The 14,357-nt window shown below is 51.2% G+C and carries 14 protein-coding genes; all 14 read right to left on the bottom strand.

Annotated elements, in window-relative coordinates; all coding sequences use genetic code 11:
• Positions 1-6: 6 nt before the first annotated feature.
• Positions 7-1,182: a UxaA family hydrolase gene (locus ACZ5N7_RS01855; protein ID WP_464656876.1), complete on the bottom strand. Its 1,176-nt coding sequence runs from the start codon at positions 1,180-1,182 to the stop codon at positions 7-9.
• Entirely contained in the window at positions 1,166-1,474 is a 309-nt protein-coding gene (locus ACZ5N7_RS01850) for a UxaA family hydrolase (protein ID WP_464656874.1), read from the bottom strand. The genes ACZ5N7_RS01855 and ACZ5N7_RS01850 overlap by 17 nt, the downstream gene beginning before the upstream one ends.
• A gap of 3 nt (positions 1,475-1,477) precedes the next feature.
• Positions 1,478-2,359, bottom strand: coding sequence for a fumarylacetoacetate hydrolase family protein (locus ACZ5N7_RS01845; protein ID WP_464656872.1), 882 nt, complete (start codon positions 2,357-2,359; stop codon positions 1,478-1,480).
• Between the two features lie 18 nt (positions 2,360-2,377).
• Entirely contained in the window at positions 2,378-3,337 is a 960-nt protein-coding gene (locus ACZ5N7_RS01840) for a U32 family peptidase (RefSeq protein ID WP_464656870.1), read from the bottom strand.
• A gap of 11 nt (positions 3,338-3,348) precedes the next feature.
• Entirely contained in the window at positions 3,349-5,550 is a 2,202-nt protein-coding gene (locus ACZ5N7_RS01835) for a dihydroxy-acid dehydratase domain-containing protein (RefSeq protein WP_464656868.1), read from the bottom strand.
• A 34-nt stretch (positions 5,551-5,584) separates the two neighbouring features.
• Complete coding sequence (locus ACZ5N7_RS01830; RefSeq protein WP_464656866.1) at positions 5,585-6,835, bottom strand: nickel pincer cofactor-dependent isomerase, group 22; 1,251 nt, start codon at positions 6,833-6,835, stop codon at positions 5,585-5,587.
• 47 nt (positions 6,836-6,882) lie between these two features.
• Positions 6,883-7,914: a C-terminal binding protein gene (locus tag ACZ5N7_RS01825; RefSeq protein WP_464656864.1), complete on the bottom strand. Its 1,032-nt coding sequence runs from the start codon at positions 7,912-7,914 to the stop codon at positions 6,883-6,885.
• A 61-nt stretch (positions 7,915-7,975) separates the two neighbouring features.
• A complete protein-coding gene (locus tag ACZ5N7_RS01820; protein WP_464656862.1) occupies positions 7,976-8,683 on the bottom strand; it encodes an ABC transporter ATP-binding protein in 708 nt (235 codons plus the stop codon).
• Positions 8,667-9,446, bottom strand: a complete 780-nt coding sequence (locus ACZ5N7_RS01815; protein ID WP_464656860.1) for an ABC transporter ATP-binding protein — start codon at positions 9,444-9,446, stop codon at positions 8,667-8,669. The genes ACZ5N7_RS01820 and ACZ5N7_RS01815 overlap by 17 nt, the downstream gene beginning before the upstream one ends.
• Complete coding sequence (locus ACZ5N7_RS01810; RefSeq protein WP_464656858.1) at positions 9,443-10,438, bottom strand: branched-chain amino acid ABC transporter permease; 996 nt, start codon at positions 10,436-10,438, stop codon at positions 9,443-9,445. The genes ACZ5N7_RS01815 and ACZ5N7_RS01810 overlap by 4 nt, the downstream gene beginning before the upstream one ends.
• A 14-nt stretch (positions 10,439-10,452) precedes the next feature.
• Positions 10,453-11,322, bottom strand: coding sequence for a branched-chain amino acid ABC transporter permease (locus ACZ5N7_RS01805; protein WP_464656856.1), 870 nt, complete (start codon positions 11,320-11,322; stop codon positions 10,453-10,455).
• Positions 11,323-11,347: 25 nt separating this feature from the next.
• The gene (locus ACZ5N7_RS01800) at positions 11,348-12,496 is read right to left on the bottom strand and encodes an ABC transporter substrate-binding protein (protein WP_464656854.1); all 1,149 of its coding nucleotides are present in this window, start codon (positions 12,494-12,496) and stop codon (positions 11,348-11,350) included.
• A 71-nt stretch (positions 12,497-12,567) separates the two neighbouring features.
• Positions 12,568-13,632: a galactitol-1-phosphate 5-dehydrogenase gene (locus ACZ5N7_RS01795; protein ID WP_464656852.1), complete on the bottom strand. Its 1,065-nt coding sequence runs from the start codon at positions 13,630-13,632 to the stop codon at positions 12,568-12,570.
• 45 nt (positions 13,633-13,677) lie between these two features.
• Positions 13,678-14,331: a GntR family transcriptional regulator gene (locus ACZ5N7_RS01790; protein WP_464656851.1), complete on the bottom strand. Its 654-nt coding sequence runs from the start codon at positions 14,329-14,331 to the stop codon at positions 13,678-13,680.
• Between the last annotated feature and the right edge of the window lie 26 nt (positions 14,332-14,357).

Below are 14,357 nucleotides of genomic sequence, written 5' to 3'. Positions count from 1 at the left end.
TTTTGATTAAAACGTTGGGCCAATCCGCCAAATCCCAAAATCGTGCTGCTTCAGAATTTCCGCCTTTGTGAGCTTGCCTGATGAAACCAACGCAACCTCGTCAAAAATACGCCGGCCCACCGCCTCAATCGTTTCGACTCCTTGTATAATCGTTCCGGCGTTCAGGTCCATATTGTCATTCATTTTCTCAAACATAGCCGTATTCGTGGCGATCTTGATGACCGGCGCAATCGGCGAGCCCGTAGGGGTGCCTCTGCCGCTCGTAAACAGGACAACCTGGGCTCCTCCAGCAACCATTCCGGTTAACTGCTCGATATCGTGCCCGGGCGTATCCATCCAGACTAAACCTTTTTTGGTGGGAGGCTGCGAATAATCGATCAACTCCTGCAGAGGCCTGCTTCCGGCTTTGCCCACGGCGCCGAGGGATTTTTCCTCCAAAGAGCTGATTCCGCCTTTAATGTTGCCTGGACTCGGATTGCCTGTACGGATATCCACCCCCATTGAAAAAGCGCGGTTTTCCATCGCGTGGATGACCTCGTAAACCCGTTTGGCCACTTTCTCATCGGCGGCACGGTTGGCAAGCAGATGCTCGGCCCCAATCAGCTCGGTCGTCTCGGCCAGGATTGCCGTACCCCCGGCATCGACAATCATGTCGCTTACCACTCCTACGGCTGGATTGGCCGACAGGCCTGAACAAGCGTCCGACCCGCCGCATTCAGTACCAACGATCAATTCGCTGATATCGCAAATTTCTCTCATCTCTGCTGAAGCGTCCTGCACCATTCGGGCGGCGATTTTGGCTCCCTGTGCGATTGCCATCAGCGTCCCGCCATGGTCCTGAATCGAAACCAGCTCCACGGGTTTACCGGATTTTGCGATTTCTGCGGCCACGCTTCTTCCTTGGTGCGTTTCGCAGCCCAGCCCCAATACCACAACTCCGTACACATTCGGATTGTTCCCCAGCCCCACATAGGTCCGAAACGTTTGGTCATAATCGACCCCGACCTGTGCACAGCCATGCTGATGTATAAAGGACACCGTTCCGTGCACCAATTCCGTAATTTGCCTGGCCGCCTGGGTTGCGCAAATAATGGTAGGCAGGATCAAAACATGATTTCTGACACCCACACGTCCGTCGGACCGTCTATATCCCCAGAACTTGCCGCTACTTAGCTTGGACACCGAGATCACCTCTTCCTCTTTTTCCTTCAAGGTTGTGCACATGGACATGCTCACCTGGCGCAATATCCGTTACCGCAACTCCAATCACTTCGCCGTACTTGAGAATATCCTCACCCTGCCGTATGGGCCTGACCGCAAACTTGTGGCCGAAATCAATCGCATCCTGCAAAATAACTGTTAATTCCTGCTCCTGACAGGCGACCGTGAGCTCTGTGCCGGCCGGTATATTGATCAGCGCCGTGGCCACTTTATCCTGCGGCTTCATCATCACCGTTTTATAAACCGAATCCATTGGCTACAACCTCTTTCTTACAGGATTATTCAGCACTCCGATATCGGAGATCTCAATTTCAATCCGGTCGCCGTCAAGAAGTGTAAACTCGTTTGGCGGAACGATACATGTGCCCGTGAGCAGGACCGTGCCATCGAAAATTTCATTATCCCGCGTCAGATATGAAACGAGCTCATCGAATTTTCTTTTTAACTGGCTTGTGCTCGCCGTCCCTTCGACTACTTTTTCTTCATTGCGGTAAATACGGCAGGCGATTTGGAACCGGTACGGGTCCGCCACCGACTCCGCCAAACGAATAGCCGGTCCTATTGAGCAGGAATTTTTCCACATTTTTGCTTGTGGCAGATAAAGCGGATTCTCGCCCTCAATATCGCGGCAGCTCATATCATTGCCGGCGGTGTAGCCGACAATTTGCCCGTCTTTGCCGAGGACAAGGCCAAGCTCCGGCTCCGGAATCTGCCAGTTTGAATCGGATCGCAAATAAACCTCCTGATTCGGGCCTACCGTTCTTGCAGCAGTAGATTTGAAGAAAATCTCAGGCCGATCGGCGCTGTATACTTTATCGTAAAAGGTGGTCGCGTCCAGCTTGCCTTCTGTCGCCTCGTAATTTCTGGCATCCCTGCTTTTTTCATAGGTTACGCCTGCCGCCCATACTTCAGGAGCGTCAATCGGCGCAAGCAGGTTCAGGTCCTGCAGTGCCGCTTCGAGCGGAGCTGCCTTGTCAATGATGTCTTCAACCAAAGCTAAAGGAGTGGTCTTCTCCTCTTCCGCCTCATCAATGAGCTTCATAAAATCCCGCTGCGGCAGCGGATAAACCTTCTCGTCATCCGTTAAAGCCGCAAGCTGTGGAGCAGTGCCTTCGCTTGAAAATCGAATAATACGCATAATGGAAGCTCTCCTTTTCTAAAGCGCTGAATGTACTTCGGCTGATGATGGATTGACCGGAACGGCTAAACCCGGCGCCCCTTTTTCAGATGTTTTAAGATGCGGAGCATAGCGCTTGATCATATCCAGACCGATTCGCGCGCGCCGTACGCGTTCTTTGCATAAAGCGATTGAGGTTGCCTCCAGATGGGTTCCCGACGGATAAATGTTGGGGGAATTCCGCAGGCCGAATTTAATGTAAACCGGCGCAGCTACCCGGATGATTTCCGGAATTTCATAATGACGGATAAAACCGCCCACATCATCGGGAACTTCCACATAAATATCAATCGGGATATCCACCGCCTGTCGAATGGCAGCAAGACGCGAAAGGGTGAGATCCGTCGGCACATTATAGGTGCCCGCTCCGATGCTCTCCATTAAACGAATGGAAACCGGATTGGACTGAGCCATTTGGACCGAAATTTTCACCACCAAATCGTTTGGCAACTCGCCTGATTTTTTGAACTCATTCACAAGCCACAGCAGACCTTCATCCGCCACCAGGATGCTGCGGATCCCAAAGCTGCAGGCTCTCTTGACATCCTCAATCGAATAAACCAATTGATCCATACCCTGAACCCTTAGACCGGCAATCTTGCCTGCGCTTGCCCAGGGCATTGCGGTGACATCCCAGGTTCCGCGAGGACCGACAAATAAGCTGACCTCCAAATTCTCTCTTCTGCCGATGGCAGCCATCTGCTGCAGTTCTTCGTCGGTCAGCAGCATAATACCGCTGCCTTGGGAAATGCGGTGAATGTAAACCTCGTACTGCCCGCAGGCCTCCAGCAGAGCTTCAAAAGAGGCGGGCCCTTCTACGCTAGGCAGTTCTACACGATACTGGGCTCCATCGGGAAATGTTTTGTGAGAAGTCGGAAGATCATGGCAGTCCCCTCGCGGAAAACCTAATTTTTCTATTGCGTCACGCGTACTTTCCATACTGTTCCCCCCTAATTTATTTTGCTTGCTGCCGGAGAAAATTTTACATCTGTTTTATAATCATGGACCGCTTCTTCATAGACTGGCATCGGCACCACTCCGTTGGCTGCGTCCGTATGTCCCGCCAAACGGTTGCTCGCCGCCACCAGACGGACGCGTTGCCGAATCGTATGAAGTCTTGATTCGCCAAGGTTCTGTCTTTCCACCCTGACACAGTCAAAGCTGAACTGCAGTATCCCTTCGCGAAATGCGCTCTCATCCAGGAACTGGATCTCCCGTTCACGCAGGTTGAGATAAAGGAGGTCTCCTGTGAGCAAATAGAGAATTCCGCCCCCTTCTCTCGCTTCCGGTGTCATGTGCCCGACTGCGGCTCCATAGGTGACGCCCGAATAACGGCCGTCGCTGACCAAGGTGGCCAGCCGTTTCAGCTTGCGGTTGGCGTTGATATGCTGCATCGGCGTAAACATCTCGGGCATTCCAAAAGCGGCCGGTCCCTGGCCCGATACAACCACCGATATTTTCATCGCGCCCGTCTCCGCCATACGATCGAACAGCTCTTCATACTGCGCGTCTTTCCAAGCTTCGAAGTCGGCCGGCGCATTCTGCTTGAGAACCGCGAGCAGGTTTTCATGCTTGAAGCTTTTCCCCTGTTTCAGCTTCTCCAGCAGCTGCGAATCCAGCAAACCGCGATTGGCGTCATCTTCATTGTCATAATAGAGTACGAACGCCGCCTTTTTATCGAATTCATCCAATTGCTGCGACGTCATTCCGCTTATTTTGACCACTGCGCTTTCAAAGAAATTGCCTGTTATGACATCCACTCCACTGAAGGGCCGGCGAGGCCGCGAAAGAATAATCGGGTTTTCCGTCACAAGTTCAGCCGACAGCCGGTCCGGATCGACCAATCGTTCACGCCAGGCCGTTCCGGTCACTGTGGGCGCGTCGACATCCATCGGAACTCCATTTTGCATAAGCTCATAAAACAAGGTTTCCATCCCTCTGCTTGTGCTATTGCAGCACTGCATCGCAAGCGCAAAGATGTCCCGCCCTTCGGTAAGGCTGTAATTAAACAAATCGGGAATCGGATGCTCGCGCTGAATTTGGTTCACGTCCCACAAGCTAAATTTATAACCCCCATACAGCATGGCTGCCACCATGTGCATCATTAAGTTGGTGGAACCTCCCGAGGCGCTGTGAATCCGGATTGCGTTTTTGATATTGGCTGCCATTATGTTCGCTGCGCCGTAGACCGGATCGTTGATCATCCCGACCAGGCAGTCCAGCGCTTGATTGACCTGCTCCTGGTTCGGGGGTGAAGTCAAAAGCTCCATAGCGGGATGCACCAAACCCATCCCGGCGACCAGATGACGGGAGCTGTTCCCCGTACCGTTAAAAGCACAGACGCCGCCTTGCCCGTCACAGGTGGCAACCGCCAATCGTTTTTCATAGTCTTTATGTGCCGCCTTCGTGATGATTCCCCTTTCCGCCGCCCGTTCCAACACACCCTGAAAAGCCGTATTGGAAGAGCACTGCAGAATGTAAGCCATCGCATCCCTCAAATCATAGGCGATATCGGCGGCACCCTGCCGCTCGGCACTTATAGCCACATTTTCAAGCTCGGCAAACAAGGCTGCGGGAATGATTCCGCCCTGAAGTACATGAGCGGGAGCGAATGTCGCAAAAAAAGGCGCTTCTCCCCGGTACCGACGGATGCGGTCCAGATGAACCATGGCGCTGACGACGCCAAGCGGCTGCTTGTCGCAGCCTTGAATGACGAAAGCCCCGTGGTAGCTGTGCGCTTCGATCTGGTTGACCGCCATTTCGGCCACCGCGTTGCGGCTCTGCAGGGAATAGCTCATTCCCTGATTGCTTTGCGCCGTCCCGTCGCACATGACAGGTGTCGAGAAATAGAACGGGACTCCGCCGTTCTGCCAAATCCGGATGGCCGCCCGGGCCGAAGTTTGAAAATCCATAATATGGGCGGGATGGTCTGAAGATCCTCCGATAATCGCAATCCGCGGAGCGTTCTCTTCCAGACGGTTATATATTTCGTCAAGGGTCCAGTCCGGGGCCGGGCCTTCATAACCCGGACCTAAAATTTGCTTGGAACGATCGAGCAGGCCTGCCACACAAATCGGTTCATTGGCTTTCCCCTGCACGTTGTCCCGGTACGGATTGACCCTGTTTTCAATGGCCGGATACTTTATTGGCATTTTTCGATTTTCCCCTCTTAAATCAAGTCGGTTTTTACCATTTCACTACGCTTGACGGTTCCGACAAAATTTCAATGTACTTCCGGTCCTTCGCCTCCGGCAGCAAGCTTTCTGATATCCAAATTTCTTTCAGATGAAGCGTATTGTGAATGCGGACCAGACGGACATGATGCAGGTCGAATGCGTTGCAGGTTTTGATCGCCGCTTTCACCGCCAGCTCCGCTGTATCAAGAAACATCGGAACCTTCACAACCGACATGACCGTGCTGGTCAAAGCGTTCGCATAGCCTTTTTCCCAATCTATCGCTTCAAAAGCCTCTCTTGTCGTCACATCGGCCATGCCCAGTCCGTTCGCGTTCCCATGTGTTTTATCCGTTAATCCCAGGACAACGATCCTTGCGATTTCCGGGCCCCCGCTCGCATAAGGCGTCGCATAACGGCCCGTAATGTTCGGATCCATTCCATCGCCTGAAATGTCTTTGCCAATCTCATCGACAACCAATACATCAATGGGATCCAGCAATAATTTGGGCATCAAAGCCTTTGCTTCGAGCAGCAGCTGCGGTTCGGCCTCCTCAAGCTTCTCAGCGGGGACGGCGGCGATTTTCGCCGTCCGGTCATAAGCGTTCTCAAGTATCCCCAATCCGAAAATGACAGGCACCTTCGACAACACCGCTTTAGCCATCTCCGGTACATGTTCAGCCATGTATTTGAAGCTGTACGCGTGAGCGGCTTCCGCGCCCTTTTGCTTTCCGAGGCCGATGGTGATCATTTTCATCAGTCCGCTTTCCACCGGCCCGCGAAAAGCCGTATGAGGCTTGATCCGATTGATCACAATGACCTTATCCGCTTCATAGGCATGTTTGTCGGTGTAAACGGGAAGACCGTTCGGCAGCCTTCCGACTTCTGCCACTTCCATGCTGGAGAGGATCGGAGCCCCTGTAAAAGCTTCTGTCACACCGAGCTGCTCCAATACTTCCTTCTGCCCTTCCGCCGTTGCTCCGCCATGGCTGCCCATGGCCGGCACAATGAACGGCGCACCGCCCCTGGATTTCACAAGACCGGCTGCTTCCCTCGTTATGACCGCAATATCGGCAACACCGCGGCTTCCTACGGCAATCGCCACGCGGTCGCCTTCATTAATACGGGACAAAACATCCGCATCTCTGACGGCCTGATGGACGGCTCCGGCAACATCCTGTATTTCCGGCGCGTCGAATTTCTGGTGGACTTTAACCATACGCGGCAGCGGAACGCCTTGAAGCAATTCTTCAATAATATTCACCAGCGAACCTCCATTTCCGGTCTGTTTCTCCGTGGTATATATGCGGCTTAAGAATAGGCCGGTACAATATATCTTTTCTCGGGCTCATTCTCCTGCAGCTGCACTTTGTTCTTCACTTGTTTATTGACCAAATATTTAGGATACTCTCCGTGGAGCAGTACATCGGCAATACCCATAGCCGCCTTGAAGCGCATTTCTGCGGCGGATTCTTCCGAATACCAAGCAACATGCGGAGTAAGAATCACATTTTCCATGGAAAGCAGCGGATGATCCGGCCGGATCGGCTCTTTTTCCAGAACATCCAGGGCTGCGCCCGCAATAACTCCGTCAGTGAGCGCTTCGACCAACGCATGCTCGTCAATCACCGGTCCACGGGAGGTGTTAATGATAACCGCTTCTTTTTTCATCAGCGCGAATTGATCCCTGCCCATCATTCCCTGGGTCGATTTCGTCAGCGGGGCGTGAACGGAGATGATGTCCGACTGCATGCACAATTGTTCCAAACTGACAAGCTTGACCCCCTTTTGCTCGGCTGTATCTTCAGATACAAACGGATCATAGGCGATGACCTCCAGTCCTAACGGCTTGACCTTTTCGTTCAATGACTGTGGAATCATTCCGAATCCCACTAAGCCGAGAACCCGTCCTCTCAAACGATAAATGGGCCGCGTCACCTTGAAATCCCAACCTCCGTTCTTCACACAGCTGTTGGCCAGCGCGACTTTACGGGTCCAGCTAAGCAATAAAGCCAGCGCATGATCCGCCACTTCATCTTTACAGTAATCCGGTACGTTGGCCACGCAAATGCCTTTTTCCGTAGCCGCTTCCATATCCACAGTGTCGACGCCTACTCCATAACGTGTAATGACCTTGCAGTTTTCCAGTGCGGCAATCACTTTGCCGTTCAGCGGCGCGTACTGGTTAATTATGGCGTCAGCGTTGCGGCAGGCTGCAATGACTTCCTCTTCAGTGCGGCACTGTGCCGGTAGGAACTCGATTTCATCGTGTCGCAAAACCTCTTCTTCATAACGCAAATCCGGATATTCCCAATCGGTGACGACAACTTTCCACTTTTTCATCTAAGAAGCCTCCTGTGTCAAATATTCATATCGGCATAAAAGCATTTGCGCTGTTCCCGCTTTAACCGCCTAAATACGCGGCTTTCACTTCCGGGTTGGTGCTCAATCGTTCGGCAGTATCCTCCAGTACAATCCTTCCGTTTGCGAGCACATAGCCGCGGTCAGCAATCTCCAGAGCCATTGCCGCATTTTGTTCGACCAGAAGAATCGTCGTCCCCTGCCGTTTAATTTCTTCCAGGGCGGCGAACACCTGATCAACCAGCAGCGGAGACAAACCCAGAGAAGGTTCATCCAGCAGCAGCACTGTCGGACGAGCCATTAAAGCCCGGCCGATCGCTACCATCTGCTGTTCTCCGCCGCTCATACTCCAGCCGAGCTGTTGGTCTCTTGTACGCAGGACGGGAAAAAGCTCATAGACACGTTCAAGGTCCTGATCGAACTTTTCCCTCCTTCTTCGCCACGCCACCGTTCCCAGCTCGAGATTTTCCCGGACAGTCAGGCCCGGAAAAATTCTCCGTCCTTCCGGCACATGGGCAATCCCCATTCGAACAATCTCATCCGGAGGATTGTTCTCCAGGCCTTTGCTGCTGAGCTTGACCGATCCTTGATGCGCTTTATGCAGACCGGAGATCACGCGGAGCGTGGTGGTCTTACCGGCCCCATTGTTCCCGAGAAGAGTGACCAATTCGCCTTCCTTTACTTCCAGTGTAATCCGGTGTAAAACTTCCGTAGCTCCGTAGGAGGTCGTAACGTCAGTGAGCTGCAGCATGGCTTCTCCCCCTCCCTAAATACGCCTCGATAACAGTCGGATGATTCCTGATTTCGTCCGGCGTTCCTTCTGCGATTACGCGCCCAAAGTTCAGGACCGTTATCCGCTCCGCCAAACTCATGATGAGACGCATGTCATGCTCGATTAACAGCACTGTCACTCCCCGGCCCGGAAGAGATCTGATAAACCGTTCCAGCTCATCGCTTTCTGTGGCGTTGAGGCCGGCTGCAGGCTCGTCAAGCAGCAGTAATTTCGGTTTGGCAATAAGAGAACGGGCAACCTCAAGCCATTTTTGCTTGCCGTAAGGAAGCGTTCGAGCCGGCCGGTCGCGGAATTCCCATAATCCCACTTCCTGCAGCATCTGTTCCGCCGCTTCTTGAGCCTGTTTTTGCGCCGAGCGATGCCCGGATGTGCGGAATAAACAAGCAAGGAAGGAATCATTTATTTGGTTGTGTAATCCGATTAACACATTCTCCATCACGGTCAAATCGCGAAATAACCGTAAGTTTTGAAAAGTCCGGGAGATACCGAGCTGGGATAATTCCGCGGAACCTCTCCCCTGCACCTCTTGGTTCTCAAAGATCAAGCTGCCTGAGGTTGCCCGGTAAAATCCGCTGATGACATTGATAAGCGTTGATTTTCCCGCTCCGTTCGGTCCGATTAGTGCGTGGAGGCGGCCCTCCTCTATCTTCATCGAAACATCACCGACCGCGGTTAATCCTCCAAATTTCATGGTTATGCTTCGTGTCTCCAACAAATTCATGTAACCTCCTCCCCTTTCGAAGACAATACCGTTTTCGCCTTTTTCGTTTCAAAGGGACCGCGTCGTTTCTTATCTCGCCAGGTTTGCAGCATGGGCACGATGCCTCTAGGCATGAACAGCACCGCGAAAAATATTCCGAGACCGTAAATCGCCATATAATATTCCTTGATAAAACGCAGCCACTCCGGCAAAAATGTCAGCAAAGCGCCGCCCACCACAGGACCTAACAAAGTTCCCGAGCCCCCGATCAAGATCATGCTGAACAAGACGATCGATTGATCGAAGGAAAACGTGTCAGGGCTGATATAGTTGGAAAATTGAGCGTACAACGCGCCCGCAAGCCCCCCGTAAACTGCGCTCAGCACAAACGCAAACACCTTCGTACGCGTCAAATTCACCCCGGCGCTGCTTGCCGCGATTTCATCTTCGCGAATGGCCAAAAAGCTGCGTCCCAGCTTCGAGCGTAAAATATTTCGCTGGAACAAGAACAGCAGACCGGCTACCGCCATGGCGATATAATAGAAGGAAATGGGCTGATCGGCTTTCCATGATCCGATTTGAATGCCGGGAATTCCATTGATGCCTACGGCTCCATGGGTGACAGCATTCCAGTTCATCAATATCATTTGCAAAACGACCGTGAATCCGATCGTGGCCATAGCCAAATAGTGCCCTTTAAGCCTCAGGGAAGGAATTCCCAGAATAACCCCGAAAACCGCGGATATGACGATCACAGCAATCCATGTTAGTATAGGCGGCCAGCCGTAATCGACCGTCAATATAGCCGTTGTATAAGCTCCGATGCCTAAAAATGCCGCCTGCGCGAAAGAAATATAACCTGTAAATCCATAGATAAAGTTAATGCCCATCGCCGCGATAATATAGATAACAGCCAATACCAGTACCTGAATATAGTAGCTGTTGGGCATGATCCACGGTAAACAGAGAGAGACGGCAATCCCTGACAAAATAAGTGCAGTTCGACGATTCATTGCTTCCCCTCCCCCTATACCTTATCCGCAATCCGTTCCCGGAAGATGCCTTCGGGGCGAAACGCCAGGAATAGAATTAGAATGAAAAATGTGAAGGCGTCTTTGTACACCGAAGAAATGTACCCCGCTCCGACGGTTTCCAATACGCCGAGCATCAACCCGCCCAGAATCGCTCCCCGCACACTGTTGAATCCGCCGATGATGGCCGCCGCAAACGCCTTAAGTGACAAAGTGGCTCCCATATCCGCCGAAACAAAGTAAATCGGAGCTACCAAAACGCCAGCAATCGCCGTTAAAGCCGCACTATACATGAAGGTGAACGATACCATACGGTTAACCCGGATCCCCATTAAAGAGGAAGCTTCCTGGTCCTGCGCTGTAGCCCGCATCATTTTCCCAATCATGCTACGATTAAAAAATATTCCCTGGAGAACGACTAAAATCAGGGTGACGGTTAGGATCACAATGTTTTGCGGCAGAACATAAACTCCAAATATATTCAAAGCATTTTCACCGAATAGTGACGGAAATGTTGTAGGCTGCGGCCCCCAAATAATTCGCGCTATATTTTTCAGAAACAAACTAATCCCTATGGTAGCGATTACAATAGTGATGAACGGCTTGTCGCGCAGCGGATGAAAGACGGTTCGTTGAAAAAGCCAGCCAAACAAAATCATCACAGCGATGGCAATAAGATAAGCAAAAATGAGCGGAGTGTGAAAAGCGACTGAAGCGGTAACGGCAAAGTAAGCGCCAAGCATAACCCATTCCCCTTGCGAAAAATTGACGACGTTCACTGCATTGGAAACAAGCACGAAACCGAGGGCCACTAGCGCATAAATTGCGCCCATGGCCAACCCGTTTATCAATAATTGCGGCAGCATAGGATTTCCTCCTGTTCTTGTGGCCTTACTTTGATTTAATGGTATCTATCAATTTCAGATGATCGGCGTCTTCAAGCTGCACGATAACCACTTGCCGTGCGCCGTCTCCACTCTTGGAATAATCGAAATCATTGGCAACGCCATGATAGCCGGTAATCTTATGCATTTCGTCGGCAATGCTTTGAGGGGATATATCCTTGGACTTTTTCAACGCTTCAGCCAGCATATACACTCCATCGTATGAAGCCACTGCGTGAAAATCCGGTAAACGGTTAAATTTGCTCTTGTATTTCTTCACCCACTCTTGAGCTTTGGGATCCGGGTTTTCATTAGGCACCGTGTCAACGACGACATATACCCCTTTGACAGCATCCCCGGCAAGGGCGGTTGTGGCCGGCGCTGCCATTCCCGGTGAACCGACGAGGGGCAGATTCAGCCCAAGCTGACGATTTTGCTTCATCAGGGTGGCGGATTGTTGTGGATGTCCCCAGTCGATAATCGCTTCGGCCCCTTTGTTTTTCAAGTTGGTCAATTGAGCCGACAAATCTTTATCTTGCGAATTATAGGCTTCATTTCCAACTACGGTTGCTCCGAGCGAAGTGAGCGTGTCTTGAATAATCTTCGTCCCTCCTGTTCCGAACTCGTCCGTATCATGAGTAATCCCGATCTTCTTCTTATTAAGCTTTTCTACTGCGAATTTTGCCGCTGCCGAGGCGGCTATGGAATCGTCGGGACGCAATCTGAAGTACCAGGAGGATTCCGATGTGAGCTTGGGGTTGGTTCCTTCGACAAGTACAGGAATTTTGGCCTTGTTCACAATGGATGCGACTGCAAGAAGCTGTGTTGAAAGATCCGGGCCCATAATTGCGACTACTTTATCACTGTTCACCATTTTGTTGAAGGCATTCACCGCTGTCGGATTGGTATTGGCGGAATCTTCCTTCACAATTTCAATCTTACGTCCATTTATCCCTCCATTTGCGTTAATCTCCTCAACGGCCATGCCTGCCCCTTCCTGCAAATACTGGCCGACGATCGTATACTCGCCGGTCAAAGCCGTCACAAGACCGACACGGATGGGACCTCCCCCGCCTGATGACGAATTCGCACAACCTGATAGAGTGAGAGCAACTGCCAATGTGGCCGGAACGGCCCATTTTAACCACTTTTTCATTGAAAGACCTCCTGATTTTTGTTTTTATTTGGATTTTCCATAAAACCGTTTTCCAAAACAGGGAATTTCATTCATGGGGTGAGAAAAATTTTCGCCTTGTTCACATTACCTTTTACCAGATCCTGAAATGACTGTTGACCATCCTCGAGAGAGCGGATTTCCGACCATTCCGTTTCGTCAATTTTGCCGTCGATCAACAGCTGAAGCGCGCTGTGAAAATCTTCAGCCTCATAACAAAAGGAACCCAATATACTGATCTCACTGCGAATGCAGACATTAATCGGAATTTGAGTTTCGTTGATGCCCAGACCGATATTCATAATCGTGCCGCCCGGATTAACCAGCTCCAAAGCCGCCTGCCGTGTAGCTTGGTACCCCGCCGCGTCGATCACCACATCAATGCCCGATGGGCCCATAGATTCTTTGATCTTCTGTATGTATCCATCCCTCACCGGACTGATCGTTCCGTAAGCTCCCAAACGCTCCGGCGTCTTTAGCCGCTCTTCATTCAAATCTACCACTACCACCCGTGAGGCCCCCAAAATCCGGGCGACAAGGAAGCTTAAGAGACCGATAGTCCCCGCCCCGAAAACAACGACATTGGAAAAAGGATGGTTTGCCATTGCCCGTCGGACGGCTCTTAGAGAACAGGCCAGCGGCTCTGTCAGAGAAGCTCTGTAAGGGTTGAGCGAGTCAGGTATGATATGAATGGAGGATGCCGGAACGCTGACATAGTCAGCGAATGCTCCGGGACGATGGATGCCGATGATGGACCGTTCCTTGCAAAGCTGAACCAATCCTTTTCGGCAGAAGGCGCAAATTCCGCATGAAGATAAAGGATTCACTACCGTCTTTTGTCCTTTCAACAGACCTTCCACTTGTGAGCCGACACCTTCGATGGTTCCGCTAAATTCATGTCCCATTACAAGAGGCGGGAATCGAAGGCTGTTGTGGCCAAGGTAACCCTCAAGCTCTGAGCCGCAAATACCCGCCGCATCTACCTTGAGCAGCACTTCATCCTGCAAAATCTCCGGCTCAGCCGACTGTTGGATTTCCATCCATTCCGGTTTCGTCCATACCAAACTCTTCAATTCACTCATCCCTTCTTCACTCTCGAAAATGGTTGTTTCCTTCAAAATGTTACCGCTTTCATAACTTTGGGAGGAGTTGACCTCCGGCTTTCATTCTACAGCGTTTTTGTTGAAATACCACATGATATGGTCCCTGAATTCCGCCTTTGCCTCTTCCACATTCCCTTTTTCAAGCGCGATAATGAGCCTTTCATGGGTGCCGTAGGCGAGTCTTCCGTCTTCAGTGGTGCTTGGATGCATATAAGCGATAAAACGGCGAATGTGCCCATTCAGCATATGCCATATTCTGTTGTATACGGAAATTTGTCCCCACTCGATGATTTTCCAGTGAAATTCCACGTCAACAGCGGAGAGTGCCGCATAGTCCTGCGGCTCGCTGTTCGTCTTCATTCTTTCCGCTATATCGTACAGCTCACCAATGTGCCGCTTCGTTAATGTAGGTAAAATAATCCCGACTACATTGGCTTCAATTTCCGCTCTCAGCGAATACATGTGGAAAATCTCGGAATGATTGATATCCGCTGCAAAGGCTCCTTTGTATTTGATGGATTTGACCAGCCCCTCCTCTTCCAGCCCTCTCAGCGCTTCCCGCACGGGCACTTGACTGGTCCCGAAATTTTTGGCGATTTCCGTTTCGATGATTCGTTCTCCCGGTTTCAATTCATTCGAAATAATAGCGTTGCGGATCTCTTGTTTTACTTTGTCTTTCAAAGAAGATAAGGATGTGTGTTCCAAAATGTTCACTGTGTTCTCCTTCTCAGTTTTCAACT

It is taken from the genome of Paenibacillus sp. JCM 18996, assembly GCF_055392555.1.
Note: the sequence above shows the minus strand (reverse complement) of the source record. Positions and strands in the feature narration are given on the sequence as shown.

Excerpts from the sequence above, each read along its gene's own strand:
- ACZ5N7_RS01850 (WP_464656874.1), bottom strand. The coding sequence starts at position 1,474 with ATGGATTCGGTTTATAAAACGGTGATGATGAAGCCGCAGGATAAAGTG.
- ACZ5N7_RS01845 (WP_464656872.1), bottom strand. The coding sequence starts at position 2,359 with ATGCGTATTATTCGATTTTCAAGCGAAGGCACTGCTCCACAGCTTGCG.
- ACZ5N7_RS01840 (WP_464656870.1), bottom strand. The coding sequence starts at position 3,337 with ATGGAAAGTACGCGTGACGCAATAGAAAAATTAGGTTTTCCGCGAGGG.
- ACZ5N7_RS01835 (WP_464656868.1), bottom strand. The coding sequence starts at position 5,550 with ATGCCAATAAAGTATCCGGCCATTGAAAACAGGGTCAATCCGTACCGG.
- ACZ5N7_RS01825 (WP_464656864.1), bottom strand. The coding sequence starts at position 7,914 with ATGAAAAAGTGGAAAGTTGTCGTCACCGATTGGGAATATCCGGATTTG.
- ACZ5N7_RS01820 (WP_464656862.1), bottom strand. The coding sequence starts at position 8,683 with ATGCTGCAGCTCACTGACGTTACGACCTCCTACGGAGCTACGGAAGTT.
- ACZ5N7_RS01815 (WP_464656860.1), bottom strand. The coding sequence starts at position 9,446 with ATGAATTTGTTGGAGACACGAAGCATAACCATGAAATTTGGAGGATTA.
- ACZ5N7_RS01810 (WP_464656858.1), bottom strand. The coding sequence starts at position 10,438 with ATGAATCGTCGAACTGCACTTATTTTGTCAGGGATTGCCGTCTCTCTC.
- ACZ5N7_RS01805 (WP_464656856.1), bottom strand. The coding sequence starts at position 11,322 with ATGCTGCCGCAATTATTGATAAACGGGTTGGCCATGGGCGCAATTTAT.
- ACZ5N7_RS01800 (WP_464656854.1), bottom strand. The coding sequence starts at position 12,496 with ATGAAAAAGTGGTTAAAATGGGCCGTTCCGGCCACATTGGCAGTTGCT.